The sequence below is a fragment of the Bacillus sp. 5B6 genome (genome assembly GCF_000259405.1).
Taxonomy (GTDB): Bacteria; Bacillota; Bacilli; order Bacillales; family Bacillaceae; genus Bacillus; species Bacillus velezensis.
Map to the genome: position 1 here is coordinate 1,008,018 of NZ_AJST01000001.1, position 15,205 is coordinate 1,023,222.

The window sequence follows — 15,205 nt, forward strand, 5'->3', positions numbered from 1 at the left end:
TTAATGCCTTCCGCATATAAATAAGGGCGCTGACAATATGATAAAGAACCAAAGTATATATTCAAATGCAGTTTTTTCAGCAGGGCAGTCTTGTGCTGATAGAAAAAGATACGGGGGATAAAAAGCGGGTAAGAAGATAAGGAAAGGAGAGAGACGGATGGAACTTGATTTTGTGATTCGTCTGGCGGTTGCAGGTCTGCTTGGGGCTCTTATTGGATTGGAGAGAGAATTCAGGGCGAAGGAAGCCGGTTTGAGGACGCATTTTTTAGTGGCCGTCGGCAGCGCCTTGATGATGATCGTTTCCAAATACGGCTTTTTTGATTTGTTATCCAACAGCCATACGTCCTTTGATCCGAGCCGGGTGGCGGCGCAGGTCGTCAGCGGCGTCGGATTTTTAGGAGCCGGCACGATTATTTTGCAGCGGCATGTCGTGCGGGGGCTTACGACGGCCGCGGGGATTTGGGCTACGTCGGGGATCGGGCTGACGATCGGGGCAGGTATGTATGTCATTGGCATCAGCGGCACGATTTTGGCGTTAATCGGGCTTGAACTGTTAAATTTTCTGTTTAAACCGGCGGCGCATTCTTTGTCTGTCAGTTTCAGGATTGAGGAGAAAGCCGGCATGCATGATATTTTAACTTCTCTTGAGGAAAAAGGAATTCTTATTACGTCCTATGAATTGAATAAGGCGGTGCTTGAAGTGAAGGGAAGGGTGAAAAGCAAAAGCGGGAAAGCGGCGGTAATGGAAAAAGTTCAAGCCCTCCCGTATATCCTGTCGGTCAAAGTTGAATAGCAGACAGGGGAAGCCTCCTGTCTGCGGTCATTTCTTTTCAAACATTAATACCAAGGATAGAACGGGATATACGGCCGCGGATAGTATGGATACGGTCTGGGGAAATAATAAGGCGGCCGCGGGTAGTATGGATATGGTCTGGGGAAATAATAAGGCGGCCGCGGATAATGATATGGCACCCGTTCGTGGCTCTCGGCTGTGTCTTCATGATAGAAAGGATCGTACAAGAGGAAAACCTCCTTTTCAAATGTTGGTTCCGTTTACCTTATTCCTGTATGCCCGGTATGGTGTACGTACAACGGGCAAAAAAAAGACGCCGGTTATCATCCGGCATCTTTTTTTACACTTTCACATCAATTGAATGGCCGGCAGTCGGGTGCTGGGACGGCAGCATTTTCACTGTTTCTTCCGCCGCAGCCTGTGCATGCTGCATGACCGTTTTTGTTAAAGTGATATTTACATTCTGCGCCAGAGATGCTTGGTGCATAGCGATTGATAACGCAGGGATATCCATAGCTTCCACCTCCTTATCCCTTCATATCGGCGGCGTGCTCCGATTATGAAGGGGACTGGCGGTTTCTTTTTACGGCCCATTCTAAAAATGCGGCAGCGCATACCCCGAGGGTATAGGCGAAAATGTCACTCCAGACAAATTGCCAGCCGAGGATCAGCCCGCCGAGCGTGCTGCTTCTGATTGCGTCAATCCAAGGCGCGTGATACAGCTGGCTGCATTCAATCAGACAGCAAAACGAGAGGCTCAGGATAGCGGCTGTTTCCGTCCGGATGTGCCGAAATAAAAGCCCGAATCCTGTAAAAATCATTGCCGCCCACAAGGCATCTCCTAAATAAGCGTTTATGATGCCGGGCAATAGGGCGGTGATGTATGCGGTTCTGGACAGCAAACCGAGGGCGATGATAAAAACGGTACATATTCCGTATGTCAATGGATGTCTATTCACTTCACACTGTTCCCCTTTTTTTGTACTCCCATGTATTGTAAGGAACGACGGAGAAGCTGTCTATGAAAAAAACGGCCCGGGAGGCCGCTTTTTTTGCGTTATCTGGCTTTTAGGTTGACATGGTCTGCTTTTTGGTCACTGCCGATGACGAAGCGAAGCTCATACTGCCCCGTATGGTAGACGTAATCTGTTTCGCCCGTTTTTAGCACTGTCAGGATTTTGTCAGCGCTGCCGATTTGTTTGCTTAAGACGTCAGGTGTGACGCCGCCGAGGTTTAAGCGCCGCTCGACCCCTGTTCCGAAATAGCGTATTTCCGAGATTTTTCCGTTTTTATGATAGGAAAATCCATAACCGGGATTTCCCATGTTCCAGCTGTATAAATCAAATGGATTGCGGCTGTCTGCTTTTTGTTCCGGCTCGCCGATTTTATTGTAAACGTCCTGTCTTGTGCTTTGGTTGATTTTCAGGCCTTTCACATTTTGCGGCATTTCCCCTTTAAACGCCGATTGGTAAAGGCTGTTCACCAGTTCTTGTGCACGCTGGTTTTCCGTTTTTGAAGCGGCTGCGGCATGGACGGGCTGTGTATCTGAAAATGCTTCTGCGCCGAATGCGCATCCCGTGAGCATCACTGCCGATAATCCCGTGGCGAGTGTTTTTTTCTTCAACATATGTGAACGCCCCCTTTTTACCGCTCATACCCGTATGTTTCCTGAGATAAACGAGATGTTTTAGTGATAGGCCGGTTGGGAATCATAGAGGATGTATAGAGGGGTACAGAAAGGGGAAAAGAAAATGGCTGATACAAAGAAGGTTACAATCAATGGGGTTGAAATGGAAGCGCCGGACGGCCAAACCGTTTTGCAGCTTTTGAATAATAGTTCAATTGACGTGCCGCACGTGTGTTATCATCCGAGTCTCGGGCCGATTGAAACATGCGATACCTGTATCGTCAATGTTAACGGGGAACTGGTGCGTTCGTGTTCCGCGCAAATAAAGGACGGAGATGTCATCGATACGCTTTCGTCTGATGTGAAAAAAGCGCAGATTATCGGCATGGACAACATTTTGCACAACCATGAATTGTACTGCACGGTCTGTGATTACAACAATGGGAGCTGCGAAGTACATAATACCGTAAAGGAAATGAAAATCAATCATCAAAGCATTCCGTTCGATCAAAAACCGTATCCTAAAGATGAATCAAATCCGTTTTACCGATATGATCCCGACCAGTGCATTTTGTGCGGACGCTGCGTCGAAGCCTGTCAGGACGTACAGGTAACCGAAACGTTAAGCATTGATTGGGAGCGGAAACGCCCGCGGGTCATTTGGGATCAGGATGTGCCGATCAATGAATCATCATGTGTTTCCTGCGGACATTGTTCGACGGTATGTCCGTGCAATGCCATGATGGAAAAAGGCATGGAAGGCGAAGCGGGGTATTTAACAGGCATCAGCCAAGAGACGCTTCGGCCGATGATTGACATCACAAAAGGGGTCGAAACCGGATACGGATCAATTTTGGCCATATCGGACATGGAATCGGCCATGCGGGATGAAAGAATCAAAAAAACGAAAACCGTATGCACATACTGCGGTGTCGGCTGCAGTTTTGATATATGGACGAAAGGAAGAGACATTTTAAAGGTAGAACCTCAGGCCGAGGCGCCCGCAAATGGCATTTCGACGTGTGTGAAAGGGAAATTCGGCTGGGATTTCGTCAATAGTGAAAAGCGCCTTACCAAACCGCTTATCCGGGAAGGAGACTCGTTTCGGGAGGCGGAATGGGATGAAGCGCTACAGCTGATTGCTGATAAATTTACTGATATAAAAGAACATTTCGGCCCGGACGCACTTGCCTTTATCACATCTTCAAAATGCACGAATGAAGAATCATACGTGATGCAGAAGCTTGCAAGAGCCGTCATCGGCACAAATAATGTCGACAACTGCTCACGCTACTGCCAATCTCCCGCCACGGCCGGATTGTTCAGAACGGTCGGATACGGCGGTGATTCAGGGTCGATTACAGATATAGAAAAAGCTGAGCTCGTGCTGATAATCGGTTCAAATACGTCTGAGTCTCACCCCGTCCTGTCCACACGCATTAAACGTTCTCATAAGCTGCACGGACAGAAGCTCGTCGTCGCTGACTTGCGAAAACATGAAATGGCCGAGCGCTCCGATGTGTTTTTCCAGCCGCGTGCCGGATCAGATATTGTCTGGCTGAATGCCGTATCGAAGTATCTGCTTGATCACGATTTGGCGGATACTGCATTTCTGAAGGAGAGAGTGAACGGATTAGATGAATTCGTGAAAAGCCTTGAACCTTATACAATGGAATATGCGGAAAAACATACCGGTGTGGACAAGGATACCCTAATCAAAGTGGCCCGGATGATTCATGAAGCCGGCAGCGTGTGCGCACTATGGGCGATGGGGGTCACCCAGCATATCGGAGGAAGCGATACGAGCACGGCCATTTCCAACATGCTTCTTGTGACCGGGAATTACGGCAAGCCCGGCGCAGGCTCATATCCGCTTCGTGGCCATAATAACGTGCAGGGCGCCAGTGATTTCGGCAGTATGCCTGACAGCTTCCCCGGCTATGAAAAAGTAACGGATGAAAAAGCCCGCAAAAAGTACGAACAGGGCTGGGGAACAGACCTGCCGAAAGAAATCGGAATGACAAATCATGAAATGATCGAAGGCATCCACTCAGGAAAACTGAAGTCCATGTACTTAAAAGGAGAAGAAATGGGGCTTGTCGACTCCAATATTAACCATGTTCATGCCGCATTTGAAAAGCTTGATTTCTTCGTTGTGCAGGACATCTTTCTTTCGCGTACGGCCGAGTTCGCCGATGTCGTGCTTCCGGCAAGCCCGAGCCTTGAAAAAGAAGGGACGTTTACGAATACGGAACGGAGGGTGCAGCGCCTTTACGAAGTGTTTGAACCGCTGGGCGATTCAAAGCCTGATTGGCAGATCATTACGGACATCGCCAACCGTCTGGGCGCTGATTGGCACTATGAACATCCGGCAGACATTATGGAAGAAGCGGCAATGCTTTCGCCGCTCTACGCAGGCGTCACTTACGAACGTCTCGAAGGCTACAATTCACTGCAATGGCCGGTTGCAGCGGACGGAACCGATTCACCGCTTTTATTTACGGATAAGTTCCCGTTTTCAGACGGCAAAGCGATTCTATATCCTGTTCAGTGGACCGAGCCGAAAGAATTTGATGAAGAATATGATATCCATGTGAATAACGGGCGGCTGCTCGAGCATTTTCACGAAGGGAATCTGACTTACCGATCAAAAGGAATATCCGAAAAAACACCGAGTGTGTTCCTTGAGGTCTCGCCCGAACTCGCCGAAGAAAGAGGGCTGGAAGACGGAACGCTTGTCCGTCTGACATCACCGTACGGAAATGTGAAAGTCAAATGTGTCATCACAGACAGGGTAAAAGGCAAACAAGTCTATCTTCCGATGAACGATTCAAAAGACGCCGCCATTAACCTTTTGACAAGCAGCTATGCGGATAAGGATACCGATACACCGGCTTATAAAGAAACATCAGCGAAGATGGAGATTTTGAAAAAAGAAGGCGTTAATCCGCTTCCGAAAATCAATTTCCGTTACGGAAACCCGCAGCCGCAGATCGGTGTCCGGGTTGATCGGAAATGGGCGCGTAAAGATTATGTATTTCCGGGAGACGCCGTAAAAAGGGGGAAACAGCAAAATGGCTAAAGCAATCAGCAGCATCCGAAAACAGACCGTCACAGAAGAAGACAAACGAAAAAAGGACTTAGAAGAGATCGAGACGGCTCTTTTACAAAATAAAGACGCGATTTTGGAATCTCTGCACATTCTTCAGCACATGAACGAGCGCGGCGTTTTGGCGCTTCTGCGCGGGCTCTTCGGCCAAGGAGACAAAGTGATGGATATTCTCGTGAAGAAGGCGAATACTCCGGAAACGGCCAATATGCTGAAAAATCTCCTGCTGTTAAGCGGCGTTCTCGGCATGCTCGATGTAAAACAGCTTGAGCCGTTTATCGTTAAAATCAATGCGGGCGTCACAAAGGCCGTCGAGGAAAAAGACAGCGGCAGGAAGACGGGGTATTTTGATATCGTCCGCGCTTTAAAAGACCCGGAAATCAACAAGGCCGTCACTCTGCTGTTTTCTTTCCTGAAAGGCATGGGCGCTGATACGGACGATATGGAAAGAAATACGCAGCCTCCTGAAGACCAAAAGCAGCACCAGAAACCGCAGACGAATGAGTGAACATATCTCCCGAGCCTGGCCGAAGGCTCGGGTTTTTTGTGTGCTTCTGCTGTTTTCTTGGGAGAAATTTCACCTCCGGATTCATGACTTTTGTTGTGTTATGTTAATAGTTCAGGTTATGAATAGAAAAAAATTGAAAATATGTGCTAGGATAAAATTCAAGGTACGTCAACTATTCAAATATGAAACAATCAGGAGTGATGAAACATGAGTAAGCTGAGGAGCACGAGACAAGCCATCCAAAGAACCCTGATGAAAGGAAAAAACGGCCTGGACGTATACAACCCTTTTCCTTGGTACGAAAAAATGAGACGGGAAAGCCCTATACACTTTGATGAAGAAACGAAGGTTTGGAGTGTGTTTTTATACGATGATGTCAAAAAAGTCATCAGTGATAAAGAGACGTTCTCAAGCCTCATGACTGATGTGAAAAGCTCGATTGCAAAGTCCATGCTGAATATGGACCCGCCGAAGCATACCCAAATCAGATCTGCCGTCAATCGCGCTTTCACTCCCCGCGTCTTGAAGGAATGGGAGCCGAGAATTAAAGATATTACCGATCAGCTCCTTAAACAGGCAAAGAACAAAGGGCGGATTGATATCGTTAAAGATCTCTCTTACCCTTTGCCGGTCATGGTGATTTCAGAATTATTAGGCGTTCCGTCCGAACGTATGGATCAGTTTAAAAAATGGTCGGACATTCTCGTCAGCATGCCGAAAGATGCGAGTCCTGAAGCGGCGGAGAAAAATCAGCAGGAACGTGACCGATGTGAGGCGGAGCTGGCGGCGTTTTTTACGGAAATAATAGAAAGTAAACGAAAACAGCCCGGCCAAGACATTATTTCTATTTTGATAAAAGAGGAAGAAGAGGGAGAGAAGCTCACGGCAGAAGATCTGATCCCGTTTTGCAACCTGCTTTTAGTGGCGGGAAATGAAACAACGACTAATCTCATTTCAAATGCGGTTTACAGCATATTAGAGACGTCCGGCCTTTATGAAGAGCTGAGACAGGACCCTTCTCTCATCGCGCAAACGGTGGAAGAAACGCTGCGTTTTCGCGCTCCCGCTCCGTTTGTCAGAAGGACGGTCCGGCACGACACTGAACTGCGCGGACGCAGCTTGAAAAGCGGGGAGATCGTTCTCTGCTACGTTGCATCTGCCAACCGTGATGAAAACAAATTTGAGAAGGCGGGCGTATTTGATATTCATCGCCAATCGAATCCGCACCTTTCCTTCGGATTCGGCGTGCACTTCTGCTTAGGCGCTCCGCTTGCCAGACTCGAAGCGGAAGCCGCGCTGAAAGGAATTGTAAAAAACTTTTCACACCTTGAGCCCGTCCGGATTGAGCCGATCCGAAACAGTGTCATGTACGGGCTGGAGTCTTTAGAAGCGGAGATAAACGAAAATGAGGGAGAAGAAAAAAGATGAGAAAAACACACATCGCCATTATTAATGTGGCCGCTCACGGTCATGTCAATCCCACGCTGCCTGTAGCCGAGGAACTTGTCAATCGCGGGTATAAAGTGACATTCGCTACGACTGAGGAATTTGAAGCTTCCGTTGCCAAAACGGGCGCCATTCCCGTTTTATACCGCACAAGCATAAAGGCGGACCCGGAGACGATAAAAGATCGGGTAAACAAAAATGACGCGTTTGTGATGTTTCTGGAAGAAGCGGTTGAAGTGCTTCCGCAGCTGGAAGAGCTGTACAAAGACGACCTTCCTGACATCGTCCTGTTTGATTTTTTAGCTCTTGCCGGAAAATTGTTTGCGGATAATGGCGGCATCCCGGCCGTAAAGTTCTGCCCGAGCTATGCAATGAATGAGTATTTTCAATTAGGAAGAGACGAAGAAACACTGGAAGCGGCCAAACAGGCGATAGAAGAATACCAGGAGCAGATTGAAAATGAACAATTGAAACGTATGACAATGGAAGAGTTTTTTATGCCTGAAAAATTGAATATCGTCTTTATGCCAAGGGCCTTTCAGCCGAAACAGGAAACCTTTGACGAAAGTTTCTGTTTTGTGGGTCCGTCTCTTGGAGAACGTACAAATACGGGAAGTCTGGAAATTGATGCAGCCGATGACCGTCCGCTTATGCTCATTTCACTGGGAACGGCGTTTAACGCCTGGCCTGAATTTTACCGGATGTGTATTGACGCGTTTCGGGATTCGGACTGGCGGGTTATTATGTCAGTCGGCACAACAATTGATCCGGAAAGTTTTTCGGATGTCCCCGATCACTTTATCATCCGCCAGCACGTTCCGCAGCTTGATGTGCTGGAGAAAGCAAAGCTGTTCGTATCTCACGGCGGGATGAACAGTACAATGGAAGCAATGAATGCGGGTGTCCCGCTCGTTGTCGTTCCGCAAATGCACGAACAAGAGGTCACCGCAAAGCGTGTGGATGAATTGGGGCTTGGCGTGCATCTGCCGCCGAAAGAAGTCACTGTGGCCCGTTTGCAAAAAGACGTTCAGAACGTATACGGCGATAAGAACATCCTCAGCCGCGTGAAAAGCATGCAGCAGAAAATAGAAGAAACCGGCGGCCCCAAACAGGCTGTTTGCGCCATTGAAGAATTTTTGAAAACGGCGGCCGTCGAAAATTGATTGAGAAACAGGCAGCGCATCGGAAGACGGCTGCCTGTTTTGTTATATGTTTTTCTTCATGCCGCATCTCCGGCATTCCCTCAAAAATTTTCCGCCCTTCACTGAGCTTTTAAACAGCGTGTAGTCGCAATTGTCACATCGGCCGCTGTGAACATCAGGATATTCATTGAACTCATAAATGACCGAAGTATCGTATCCTTTTGTCTCGAACTCTTTTTTTGTTTCCATGATTGAAAATCCCTCCGCGAATCAAATCGTTCTGCCCGGTTAATGATACAGCAACTGCACGGGGGATTCAACGGGAGCATAGCTTGATTTTCCCGGCTGATTGCGTAACAATAATAGAAATAAATGACGGCCTGCCATAGGGCGCCCGGCATCTGAAGGGAAGAAGAAAACAGCGATGGGAAAAGGATTGAACGGGAAACGGATTGCCATCGGCGGTTCGCGGAAAACAGAAGAGATCACAAAATTAATAGAAAAGCAGGGCGGAACGGCGGTCGTCCGTTCCCTCCAAGGAACCGTATACCTGGCGGAGGATCAAATTGAACCCGACGTAAGAACATTTGCCGGGCAAAAAGCCGACTGGGCGATATTCACCACAGGCATCGGTACGGAAACGTTATTGTCGGTATCGGAAAAAATCGGCCTGAAAGAAGAATTTTTAGCGGCCGTTCATGAAGCGAAAATCGGCTGCAGAGGCTATAAAACATATGCGGCCTTAAAAAAGCTCGGCATCACGCCGCATGCCTCAGATGAAGACGGTACAACAAGAGGGCTGATCCGCTCCTTGGAACGATTTGACTTTAAAGATAAAAGAGTCATGATACAGCTTCATGGTGAAAAAGCGCCGGTCTTAACGGAGTTCCTTGAGAAAAACGGAGCGGAGGTATTCCCTGTTCTCCCGTATCAGCATATTCCGCCTGAAAGGGAGACGGTCGATAAACTGCTGGGAGAGCTGTTAAACGGAGAGGTCGATGCCGTATGTTTTACGACAGCCATTCAAGTGCGCTCTCTCTTTGATTATGCAAAAGAAAAAGGGTTCACAAAAGAATTGCAGCAGGCATTCGAAAAACAAGTGCTTGCCGCCGCAGTCGGCAAAGTGACGGCTGAAGCGATTCGGGATGAAGGGGTAAAGAGGGTTCTTGCTCCGGACATTGAGCGGATGGGAGCGATGATTATTGAATTATCCCGTTACTATGAATCTCTGACCTTATCATAAATAATTATTCAGCAGGGAAAAAAGCCTACGCTTCCCTGCTGAATTTTTTTAATTGCCAGTGTTCCGTGAAAAGGGAAGGATATGTCAAGGCGCTGAGTATGATACATGTAAGAAGAGCAGAGGTCATCGTTGTAAAAACGATCAGCAGCTGAAAGCGCACCGCCTGTATCGGATCAGCCCCCGCTAAAATCTGCCCCGTCATCATGCCGGGAAGCTGAACGAGACCCAATGTTTTCTGGCTTTCAAGCGTCGGGATCATACTGAGCTTCATACTGGACGTCAATATCTGCCGGACGGCCTGCTTAGGCGTCCCTCCGAGAGAGAGAATCAGCTGGATTTCTTCTTTCCGCAGGTCTGCTTCCGAACTGAGCCGGCTTAAAAACCGGCTTGAGAGCACCATGGAGTTTCCGATGACCATACCGCTTATCGGAATGACATATCTTGAAGTGAACGGAATGATATGCAGGGTCAGTAAAAGTCCCTGCGTCACGGTTTCCGCGATCGCCAGTGTCAGAAAAACGCGCCAAAATGAGCCGATCCGCATTTTTTTCCGTTTGGCGACATTGTGCGAAGCGGCCGTGAGCATGAGAAGCACCATTAATATGATAAATATCGGGTGATCACCGCGGAAAATCAGCGACAGCACATAGCCGATGATGAGCAGCTGAATGACGGCCCTGACGGTTGCGACGATCATATCCTTTTCGACGCCGGCTTTAAAAGATTTAGAAAGGAATAACGCAATAATGACAAATATACTTGTCAATAACAGAGAAAGATCATTCATATCAGCACCCGCTCCCTTGTAAAAGCGCCCGGGCCTTTTCATGTTTCGGTTCCTTAAAGAACGTTTTCGTTTCCGCGGTTTCTAAAAGCCGTCCCTCAGCCATAAACCATACTGTATCGGATAATCGTTCCGCTTGTTCAAGGTTATGGGTGATCCACAGGATCGTCAGCTGTTTTTGCCGATGGAGTTTCGTAATCAGTTTCTCAATGATGAGAACGGATGACGGGTCCAGCGCCGAGGTGATTTCATCCAGCAGCAGGATGGACGGCAGTCCGGCGAGGGTTCGCGCTAATGAGAGCTTCTGCCGCTGTCCGCCGGATAATTCTTTTGCATTCCGATCCAGAAGCCCGCGCGGAAGATCTGTAAAATCTGCGAGCTCTTCAGGCGTATAGTGCTGTGCGCCGTGGAGTTTTTCTGCGAGCAGAAGGTTGTCCCGCACCGTGCCGTCCATGACGGGAGCTGATTGAAATGCAAGGCCCGCGGTTTTTCTGAGCTCTCTGATGTCCCAGTGTCTTATTTCTTTTCCGAATACAAGCACTTGCCCTTCATCAGGTGTATTCATCAGATTGCACAGCGACAGCAATGTGCTTTTTCCCGCGCCGGAAGGCCCTATCAACGCCGTGATAGAACCTTTTTGAATATGTCCGGTTACACGGCTTAGGACATCAAAGGACGTATTGTTTTGTTCAAAGCGTTTGCCGGCTGACAGAAAAGATATTGCCGGAATTTCTTCTTTCATACAGGATGACACCTTTCGTAAAAAAATCAGGAACCGGTGAGATTGGCTGACGTTTGCTCAGCCGTTTTCTGGTCTGTCTGCCGGGAAGCGAATGTATGCATGACCATTCCCGCAATAATAATGAACAGTCCGGCAAATGAAAGAAGTGACGGAAACGCCGCGGATAAAAAGACAATTTCGCCGATCAGTGCAAAAAGAACCTCTCCGGACTGCGTCGCTTCAACAGCAGCGAGCTTCTGCGGCTCATTCCTCACCATATCGGTGGCGCGGAAAAATAATACTGTTGCGATAACGCCAGAGCTGAGTGCGACGATAAAGGATTGGAATGTCTGTCCCATTGACGGAAGCCCGTCTCTATGCCAGCCGAAAGCGGCGATCAAAAGCCAAAACGGAAGGCTTGCGAGCGTCATGCCGAGCACCCGCTGAAACGTATCGAGTTTTCCGCCGTATTGTTCCAGCATTTTGCGGTTGCCGAGCGGATAGGCAAAAGCGGCGATGACGACCGGCACAACGCTGAATAGTATCGTGCGGCCGGACAGAGAACCCGCATGCTGAAGCTGAATCAGCCCGGCTCCGATCAGGATGATGACGGAAGTAACCAGCGAAATAAGCGGGATCTTTTGTCTGGCGGAAACCGGTCCCGCAGGTGAATGTTTTGTTTCGTAAAAAAACGGCGACAGAAGCACACCCGCGACAATTGTAATCTGCCACGTGCCGGCGATCAGCCAGCCCGGCCCATATGCCGCGGCAAACGTAATCGGGGCATAAAAAAGCACGAACCCGGTAAAACTCCACTTCAGCCAAAAAAACGGTTTTTTTCGGATTTCATGCCAGAGCGGCGCCCATTTTCCTTTCGCATAAACGATCAAAAATAAAAACGGAATCATAAAAAGAAAACGCAGGGAAGAGCTCCACATCCAGCTTCCGCCGGAAAGCTCCATCGCCCTGTTTAAAATAAATGTGACTGCAAAAAACAGAGATGCCAATATTCCGATCACGATAGCTTTCATTAAATCCCTCATTTTGACACATATTTTTTTATACTATACTATTCACCGGCAGGCTTCGCAATGGAATATGAAAAAATAGCGTTTTAACAAATGATGAATGGGAAACAGACATATACGGAGGTGAAAACAGTGCAGAAAGAGGATATTCAAGTGCTTTATTTCGAAGATGACGGCCGCATTCCGAATAACCCGAATCTTCCGCTTGTTATTTATAAAGCGGTATTTAATGAAGAAACGGTACAGAAAGCAGAGTCCGTCCTCCGCCGGCACGATTGGTCTAACAGCTGGACGGGCGGAGTATTTTCGTATCACCATTTTCACAGCACCACGCACGAAGTTCTTGTCGCGGTAAAAGGAAACGCGGTTTTGAGGTTCGGCGGGGAACAAGGAGCGGACGCCGTTCTTCAAACGGGGGACGCAGCGGTCATTCCGGCCGGTACCGGACATAAAAAACTGTCGGGCAGTTCTGATTTTACCGTGATCGGGGCTTATCCGGGCGGCCGGCAGTACGATACAAAAACGGAGAAAAATGATAGAACTTCAGAAGAAATCAGCCGTGTCCCGCTCCCGGAATGCGACCCCTTTACGGGAAAAACGGGCCCGCTATTAAAATTGTGGGAAAAATGACAGGGGAAAAGCGGATGGTCTGTAAAAAATAGCCTAAAAGAAACGTTATTACACCCCCGCCATATAAATAATTTCATAAACGAAACAATTCACGTTCAAATTTTGTTCAAAAAGTGTTATTATATAAGAGTAAATCAAATTTGGGTTTTTTATGTTTGCTATTTTCAGAGAGGAAAAAGAAATTTTGACTTATTCAATTGTTTTTGTTGATATAAAAATAATACTGGATATGGCAAAGTGAAAAACTGGGTAGTAAACATTTATTTTTGTAAATGATTGTGCATGAATTCACAATCTTGCTTTTTCATGCTTTTCTGCATGAAGGGGGAAAGGCTACCCTTTCCAAAAAAATCAGCATACTGCTTATAGTAAAGGAGAATCGGATATGCCAGAAACAATCGATCAAACAAATGCATCTGTCAGCCAAGGCCAACGCGATCTTATTGATCAGCTGCTAAAACCTGAAGTTCAAGAATCACTGACTGTTTTAGTGGATCAGCTTCCAAAACTGACTGAGTTAGTAAATATTTTAACGAAGTCTTATGATTTTGCACAGTCTGTAGCGACAGACGAAGTATTGAAGAGCGATACAGTGGGTGCGCTTACAGAAATTCTTGAGCCGGTGAAAGAAACAGCGAAAGAAGTTGCGGCTACTGCGATCGAAGCAAAAGACCGCGCGGATGCAAGCAATGAAACGATCGGACTTTTCGGCCTGCTGCGCATGCTGAAAGATCCTCAAGCTCAAAAGCTGTTCCGTTTTGCTAACAGCTATCTTGAAATCATGAACGAAAAACAAAAATAATCTCAGATTCAAATTGATATAAAGGACGGAGGATATACGATGTCAAAACATATTGTCATTTTAGGCGCTGGTTACGGCGGAGTTCTTTCTGCTTTAACCGTTCGCAAACATTACAGTAAAGATGAAGCACGCGTAACCGTTGTGAACAAATACCCGACTCACCAAATTATTACGGAACTGCACCGCCTTGCAGCGGGCAACGTGTCTGAACAGGCTGTTGCTATGCCGCTTGAAAAACTTCTGAAAGGAAAAGACGTCGACATTAAAATCGCAGAAGTCAATTCTTTCTCAGTTGATAAGAAAGAAGTTGCCCTTTCTGACGGTTCTAAGCTGACTTATGACGCGCTTGTTGTCGGACTTGGTTCTGTTACGGCTTATTTCGGCATTCCTGGACTCGAAGAAAACAGCATGGTGCTGAAATCTGCTGCTGATGCCAACAAAGTATACAAACACGTGGAAGACCGTGTGCGTGAATACGCTAAAACGAAAAACGAAGCTGATGCAACGATCCTTATCGGCGGCGGCGGCTTAACAGGCGTTGAGCTTGTCGGTGAGCTTGCTGACATCATGCCGAACCTTACGAAAAAATACGGCGTAGATCCGGAAGAAATCAAACTGAAATTAGTAGAAGCAGGTCCGAAAATTCTTCCTGTTCTTCCTGATGACCTTATCGAACGCGCGACAAAAAGTCTTGAAAAACGCGGCGTTGAGTTCTTAACAGGTCTTCCTGTTACAAATGTTGAAGGAAACGTTATTGATCTGAAAGACGGTTCAAAAGTCGTTGCCAACACATTTGTATGGACAGGCGGCGTACAAGGCAACCCGTTAGTCGGCGAATCCGGCCTTGAAGTGAACCGCGGCCGTGCGACGGTTAACGATTTCTTACAATCTACTTCTCACGAAGATGTATTCGTTGTCGGAGACAGCGCTGTATACTTTGCGCCGGACGGCCGTCCATACCCGCCGACAGCGCAAATCGCTTGGCAGATGGGTGAACTTGTCGGTTACAACCTGTTCGCTTACTTAGAAGGAAAAACGCTTGAAACATTCAAGCCTGTAAACTCTGGTACGCTTGCAAGCCTCGGACGTAAAGACGCGGTTGCCATCATCGGAGCGAACTCTACTCCGCTGAAAGGCCTTCCGGCATCTTTAATGAAAGAAGCAAGTAACGTACGTTATTTAACACATATCAAAGGATTATTCAGCCTCGCTTACTAATCCTTAAGATCATACAGAAGACATTGCCGGACTTTCTCGGCAGTGTCTTTTTTTATATGAAAACGTTAACGGATGCAATTTTCTGAAAAATAAAATAAAAATGATTGATATGTGAGAAAGAGGAAGCTAAAATAAAAAAGAACCATTTTGTTAA

The 15,205-nt window shown here is 47.4% G+C and carries 16 protein-coding genes and 1 pseudogene; 9 read left to right on the forward strand and 8 right to left on the reverse strand.

The genetic code is table 11. The annotated features are described in order from the left end of the window. Positions 1–157 precede the first annotated feature (157 nt). A pseudogene (locus MY7_RS20140) lies at positions 158–554 on the forward strand (MgtC/SapB family protein); the annotation flags it as partial. Positions 555–837: 283 nt separating this feature from the next. Here MY7_RS20140 and MY7_RS19055 read toward each other — a convergent pair. The 4 genes from MY7_RS19055 to MY7_RS05035 form a co-directional block, all read right to left on the reverse strand. After that, positions 838–1,020, reverse strand: a complete 183-nt coding sequence (locus MY7_RS19055; RefSeq protein WP_074534190.1) for a hypothetical protein — start codon at positions 1,018–1,020, stop codon at positions 838–840. Positions 1,021–1,133: 113 nt separating this feature from the next. Next, on the reverse strand, positions 1,134–1,307 hold the full coding sequence (locus MY7_RS19060) for a YjfB family protein (RefSeq protein WP_007610732.1): 174 nt from the start codon (positions 1,305–1,307) through the stop codon (positions 1,134–1,136). Positions 1,308–1,350: 43 nt separating this feature from the next. Then, positions 1,351–1,752, reverse strand: a complete 402-nt coding sequence (locus tag MY7_RS05030) for a ribosomal maturation YjgA family protein (protein ID WP_029325856.1) — start codon at positions 1,750–1,752, stop codon at positions 1,351–1,353. A gap of 98 nt (positions 1,753–1,850) precedes the next feature. Further along, positions 1,851–2,420 carry a YjgB family protein gene (locus MY7_RS05035; RefSeq protein WP_007610734.1) on the reverse strand — a complete coding sequence of 190 codons (570 nt, stop codon included), beginning with the start codon at positions 2,418–2,420 and terminating at the stop codon, positions 1,851–1,853. Between the two features lie 124 nt (positions 2,421–2,544). Between MY7_RS05035 and fdhF the strand changes: the two genes are divergently transcribed. The 4 genes from fdhF (at position 2,545) to MY7_RS05055 (ending at position 8,646) form a co-directional block, all read left to right on the forward strand. Then, positions 2,545–5,502 (forward strand): formate dehydrogenase subunit alpha, encoded by a 2,958-nt coding sequence (fdhF, locus tag MY7_RS05040; protein WP_029325857.1) that lies wholly within the window; start codon positions 2,545–2,547, stop codon positions 5,500–5,502. Then, positions 5,495–6,037, forward strand: a complete 543-nt coding sequence (locus MY7_RS05045; RefSeq protein WP_007610745.1) for a DUF1641 domain-containing protein — start codon at positions 5,495–5,497, stop codon at positions 6,035–6,037. The genes fdhF and MY7_RS05045 overlap by 8 nt, the downstream gene beginning before the upstream one ends. A gap of 207 nt (positions 6,038–6,244) precedes the next feature. Continuing rightward, positions 6,245–7,465, forward strand: a complete 1,221-nt coding sequence (locus tag MY7_RS05050; RefSeq protein WP_007610746.1) for a cytochrome P450 — start codon at positions 6,245–6,247, stop codon at positions 7,463–7,465. Beyond that, a complete protein-coding gene (locus MY7_RS05055; RefSeq protein WP_007610747.1) occupies positions 7,462–8,646 on the forward strand; it encodes a macrolide family glycosyltransferase in 1,185 nt (394 codons plus the stop codon). Before MY7_RS05050 ends, MY7_RS05055 begins: the two co-directional genes overlap by 4 nt. 42 nt (positions 8,647–8,688) lie before the next feature. Here the strand turns inward: MY7_RS05055 and MY7_RS05060 are convergent, their stop codons facing one another. Then, on the reverse strand, positions 8,689–8,874 hold the full coding sequence (locus tag MY7_RS05060) for a hypothetical protein (RefSeq protein ID WP_003154919.1): 186 nt from the start codon (positions 8,872–8,874) through the stop codon (positions 8,689–8,691). A gap of 175 nt (positions 8,875–9,049) precedes the next feature. Between MY7_RS05060 and MY7_RS05065 the strand changes: the two genes are divergently transcribed. After that, positions 9,050–9,868 (forward strand): uroporphyrinogen-III synthase, encoded by an 819-nt coding sequence (locus MY7_RS05065; protein WP_007610748.1) that lies wholly within the window; start codon positions 9,050–9,052, stop codon positions 9,866–9,868. A gap of 25 nt (positions 9,869–9,893) precedes the next feature. Here MY7_RS05065 and MY7_RS05070 read toward each other — a convergent pair whose 3' ends face one another. Genes MY7_RS05070 through MY7_RS05080 form a run of 3 tightly spaced genes read right to left on the reverse strand, consistent with a single transcriptional unit; the run spans position 9,894 to position 12,404 of the window. Then, positions 9,894–10,655: an ABC transporter permease gene (locus MY7_RS05070; RefSeq protein WP_007610749.1), complete on the reverse strand. Its 762-nt coding sequence runs from the start codon at positions 10,653–10,655 to the stop codon at positions 9,894–9,896. Between the two features lies 1 nt (position 10,656). Then, positions 10,657–11,394, reverse strand: a complete 738-nt coding sequence (locus MY7_RS05075) for an ABC transporter ATP-binding protein (protein ID WP_007610750.1) — start codon at positions 11,392–11,394, stop codon at positions 10,657–10,659. Between the two features lie 26 nt (positions 11,395–11,420). Then, positions 11,421–12,404 carry a DMT family transporter gene (locus MY7_RS05080; RefSeq protein WP_029325858.1) on the reverse strand — a complete coding sequence of 328 codons (984 nt, stop codon included), beginning with the start codon at positions 12,402–12,404 and terminating at the stop codon, positions 11,421–11,423. 129 nt (positions 12,405–12,533) lie between these two features. On the opposite strand from MY7_RS05080, the gene MY7_RS05085 reads away from it, so the two are divergent. The 3 genes from MY7_RS05085 (at position 12,534) to MY7_RS05095 (ending at position 15,051) form a co-directional block, all read left to right on the forward strand. Next, positions 12,534–13,031: a cupin domain-containing protein gene (locus MY7_RS05085; RefSeq protein ID WP_029325859.1), complete on the forward strand. Its 498-nt coding sequence runs from the start codon at positions 12,534–12,536 to the stop codon at positions 13,029–13,031. Between the two features lie 385 nt (positions 13,032–13,416). Continuing rightward, positions 13,417–13,833 carry a DUF1641 domain-containing protein gene (locus MY7_RS05090; protein WP_003154908.1) on the forward strand — a complete coding sequence of 139 codons (417 nt, stop codon included), beginning with the start codon at positions 13,417–13,419 and terminating at the stop codon, positions 13,831–13,833. A gap of 39 nt (positions 13,834–13,872) precedes the next feature. Continuing rightward, positions 13,873–15,051, forward strand: coding sequence for an NAD(P)/FAD-dependent oxidoreductase (locus MY7_RS05095; RefSeq protein ID WP_007610755.1), 1,179 nt, complete (start codon positions 13,873–13,875; stop codon positions 15,049–15,051). Positions 15,052–15,205: the final 154 nt, after the last annotated feature.

Excerpts from the sequence above, each read along its gene's own strand:
- MY7_RS05060 (WP_003154919.1), bottom strand. The coding sequence starts at position 8,874 with ATGGAAACAAAAAAAGAGTTCGAGACAAAAGGATACGATACTTCGGTC.
- MY7_RS05075 (WP_007610750.1), bottom strand. The coding sequence starts at position 11,394 with ATGAAAGAAGAAATTCCGGCAATATCTTTTCTGTCAGCCGGCAAACGC.
- MY7_RS05080 (WP_029325858.1), bottom strand. The coding sequence starts at position 12,404 with ATGAAAGCTATCGTGATCGGAATATTGGCATCTCTGTTTTTTGCAGTC.
- fdhF (WP_029325857.1), top strand. The coding sequence starts at position 2,545 with ATGGCTGATACAAAGAAGGTTACAATCAATGGGGTTGAAATGGAAGCG.
- MY7_RS05055 (WP_007610747.1), top strand. The coding sequence starts at position 7,462 with ATGAGAAAAACACACATCGCCATTATTAATGTGGCCGCTCACGGTCAT.
- MY7_RS19060 (WP_007610732.1), bottom strand. The coding sequence starts at position 1,307 with ATGGATATCCCTGCGTTATCAATCGCTATGCACCAAGCATCTCTGGCG.
- MY7_RS05095 (WP_007610755.1), top strand. The coding sequence starts at position 13,873 with ATGTCAAAACATATTGTCATTTTAGGCGCTGGTTACGGCGGAGTTCTT.
- MY7_RS05035 (WP_007610734.1), bottom strand. The coding sequence starts at position 2,420 with ATGTTGAAGAAAAAAACACTCGCCACGGGATTATCGGCAGTGATGCTC.
- MY7_RS05065 (WP_007610748.1), top strand. The coding sequence starts at position 9,050 with ATGGGAAAAGGATTGAACGGGAAACGGATTGCCATCGGCGGTTCGCGG.
- MY7_RS05050 (WP_007610746.1), top strand. The coding sequence starts at position 6,245 with ATGAGTAAGCTGAGGAGCACGAGACAAGCCATCCAAAGAACCCTGATG.
- MY7_RS05045 (WP_007610745.1), top strand. The coding sequence starts at position 5,495 with ATGGCTAAAGCAATCAGCAGCATCCGAAAACAGACCGTCACAGAAGAA.
- MY7_RS05070 (WP_007610749.1), bottom strand. The coding sequence starts at position 10,655 with ATGAATGATCTTTCTCTGTTATTGACAAGTATATTTGTCATTATTGCG.
- MY7_RS05090 (WP_003154908.1), top strand. The coding sequence starts at position 13,417 with ATGCCAGAAACAATCGATCAAACAAATGCATCTGTCAGCCAAGGCCAA.